Source organism: Dapis hubbardiae BLCC-M172 (assembly GCF_050016015.1).
Lineage (GTDB): Bacteria > Cyanobacteriota > Cyanobacteriia > Cyanobacteriales > Microcoleaceae > Trichodesmium.
In genome coordinates this window covers 1-3436 of the sequence record NZ_JBNHEQ010000310.1, presented here as the reverse complement: position 1 = coordinate 3436, position 3436 = coordinate 1, and the positions used below count along the sequence as shown (strand labels likewise).

Annotated in this window: 3 protein-coding genes; all 3 read left to right on the top strand. The window is 33.1% G+C overall.

Annotation, left to right across the window (positions count from 1 at the left end; all coding sequences use genetic code 11):
* Nucleotides 1-204: 204 nt before the first annotated feature.
* The gene (locus ACP6PK_RS29035; protein ID WP_426564917.1) at nt 205-348 is read left to right on the top strand and encodes a DUF6173 family protein; all 144 of its coding nucleotides are present in this window, start codon (nt 205-207) and stop codon (nt 346-348) included.
* A 643-nt stretch (nt 349-991) separates the two neighbouring features.
* Entirely contained in the window at nt 992-1948 is a 957-nt protein-coding gene (locus tag ACP6PK_RS29030) for a bestrophin family protein (RefSeq protein ID WP_426564911.1), read from the top strand.
* 880 nt (nt 1949-2828) lie between these two features.
* Nucleotides 2829-3436 (top strand): tetratricopeptide repeat protein (locus ACP6PK_RS29025; protein WP_426564909.1); only part of this gene is annotated, 608 nt, incomplete at its 3' end.

The window sequence follows — 3436 nt, the reverse complement described above, 5'->3', positions numbered from 1 at the left end:
TTAAATGCTTTCTATGCTGATGTTGCAGAAATTAATCTACAGAAAAATCAAGCTGCTGAATAAACTATTTTTCTTGCAGATTTTCACCATGCTAATTGTGCTAGTAACTTAGCAGAAAAACTTCATTCAGAAATGCAAGAGTTTGATAATAGTTTAGATACTGATCATGAAGTTGGGCGAAAACTTGTATCATTTGCTTAAAACATAACCTTTGATGTATCAGCTATTAGCTACCGCAATCCTAGTTTGATTATATTTTATGGATTTACAAATAATGGAGAACCAGTTAAATTGATGCAAAATGTTTCTCAAATTAGTTTGCTTTTGATAAGTTTGCAAAAATTATAACCTGAAAAACCTAAACGAAAAATTGGTTTTATTCAAAATAATTGAAATATTACCCTAATTATTATTTAGCTATATAGCAATCCTAAATAGGTTGTAATATTTTATTGTAGAGGTTTGGTCTCCAAACTCAAGTCAAAATCTGATTTTGAACCGATAAAATCTTAAAGTATGACTTTTAACTTTTAACTTTTAACTTTTAACTTTTAACTTTCATAAATGCCAAAGTTTGATAGTAATTTAGATACTGAACATGAAGTTGGGGTAAAGCTTATATCATTAATTGAAATATTGCCCTCATTATTATTTAGGCAGATAGATATAGCAGTCCGAAATAGGTTGTAATTTTATTGTAGGAGTTTAGTCTTCCCACCCAAGTGAAAATGAGATTTTGAGCCTATAAAATCTTAATACATGACTGTTAAATTTTAACTTTTAACTTTCTTTGCTGATATCTTAAAGCTATATCTACTAAACTTTAACCAAAAATTATCATTTTTCATGCCTACCTTTATATTGTAGAAAAAGGACAGTAAAATTAATGTATAGCAACAGCAAGAATTTAACTTCTGAACTCTAAATTCTGAATTCTAAATTGGGAATTCAACTAGACTGCTCCGATCTGTCTAACTTGGGTAAATTAATTATGTCTACAAACAGGGTCAAATATAATTTTTATAGAGAAAAGCGAGAATGGTTAACAGTTATTTTGCAAATGCAATATTCCGTCATTCCCGCAATTATTTTTAGGGTGACATTCTGCGGATTATTTGCTTTTCTTATTTCTCTACTTTACTACCTAAATTTTCCTGTTACTTTGCCAAGCAAAAGTAGTATAGTTCCCAGTTTAGTCTTAGGTTTACTATTAGTTTTCAGAACAAATACAGCTTATGAAAGATTCTGGCAAGGGCGACAATTATGGGGAAGTATTGTTAATACAGTTCGGAATTTTGCACGAGAAATTTGGGTTTCAGTTGAAGAAAATAATCCAGCAGATAGAGAAGCAAAAGAGGAAATTATGCGATTATTAGTAGCTTTTGCTATTGCTGGTAAATTACATTTGCGTGGTGAGAAGGTGAATAGAGAATTAGAGGGATATATGCCTCAAGAATGGTATGAAAAGCTAAAAAAAATGAATCATCCTCCTATTCACATTGCTTTTTTAATAGGTGATTATCTACAACATCAATATGAACGTGGTTGTATTAATCCCTATCAACTTACTGCGATGTTTCAGTTATTAGATAGAATGGTTGAAGCCTTAACAGGTTGTGAAGGAATTTTAAAGACTCCTATTCCTTTAGCATACTCAATTCATCTGAGACAATTATTGTTAATTTACTGTCTATCATTGCCATTTCAAATAGTAAATGAATTTCACTTTTGGACGGGTATAGTAGTTGCTTTAATTAGTTTTACTGTATTTGGAATTGAAGAAATTGCTCTAGAAATAGAAAACCCTTTCGGTTACGATCCTAATGATTTACCTTTGGATGCTATTTGCACTACAATGTATCGTAATATTGAAGATTTAATTACTTCAGCACCCTGCGTTAGACATTGGAAACGTACACCAATTAACTCACAAAACCATCATTTTTAATGAATTTAACTCCTGTCTCAGTAACTATAGTTCTAAATTTGTCTAAAATTATACATATTTAGGGCTTGCTGATTAAATCTCAAAGCATTTACAAATAAAGATTATAGCCTTTTTAGGTCTGCAAAAAGTACCTAGTTTTGAGCTGCTTTATGCACGGTTCCCGAAAAATCAAAAAGTTAGCATTTTGGGCAAGAGTTGAGCAAAAAATTACTCCCCTACTCCCCTACTTCCCTACTCCCCTACTCCCCTACTCCCCTACTTCCCTACTCCCCCGCTCCCCTACTTCTTAAAAAAGACTATTTCAGCAAACCTTAGTTATTAGCACCAACCCCTGAAGTTGGAGACTTGAAATATAGAATTGTCTTATTTATCTCGTTGTAGGGCGACAGCACGCGACACAGCTAAGGGGATGCTTTAGACCCTCATTCTTGGTTATCTGTCAATAATTTTACCTCAATGTACAACAAAATAAAAACTTTTATTAAATTTTGTATATCTAAAGTAACAATATGAGTCTAGTTTCAGGTAAATTATTTACGGATACATATATTTTTCCAGACTAAATTATCAAAAAAATTGGGTCGCGCAACTCCACCTTTTAAGGTGAAATGTTTTTGGAGCAGGGGGTAAATTCCCCTAAAAAAAATGGTGGTGGTGCATAGTAATGGTAGAGGCGGTGTGAGGAGTGTGGGAGGTGTGGGGAGTGTGGAAAGAAATTAAAAAATATATATATTCACCATTACAATGCAGGATTACCAAAAAAACAACTTCTGACTTGTGAGTTCTGACTTCTGACTTCGTTAAGCTCTTGGATGAATCTCCGGGAACATAATATATAATACTAAGATTAAATATTTATTGAAACAATACAGTAATAAAAATGGCAAATATTCAAACAGGTATAGAAGATAATGATATTACAACTATCTATGAACGTGCTGTAGCCCATTATCAATTAGCAAATTATCAGGATGCAATTGCTGATTATACCAGAGTAATAGAAATTGAATCTAGTAACGCTGAAATTTACTATAACCGAGGTGTGGCCAAGCATCAAATGGAAGATTATCAGGGTGCAATTTTTGATTATACTGAAGCAATTAAAATTGACCCCAGTAATAGCAATTTCTACAATAATCGTGGTTTGGCTTTTTCTCAAATAGGTTATCATCAGGAGGCGATCGCTGATGTGACTGAGGCACTCCGACTCACTCCTAATGATGCTGATAGTTATTACAATAGGGGTTTTGTGTATGAGACAAGTGCAGATCCTGAAAAAGCTATCGCAGATTACACAGAAGCATTAAAAATTAATCCTGGTTATGATCTAGCAGCTCAAAGGCGAGAAAATCTACTTGTATTGATTAACCCTCAGTCTAAAGAAGATACTGTAGCGACAACACCTCAAACAGAGATACAGGTAGAAAAATCTCCAGAAAATAAGTCGGATGTGGCAACAGAGAAACCTCCAGAAGCAGAGTCTAAGGT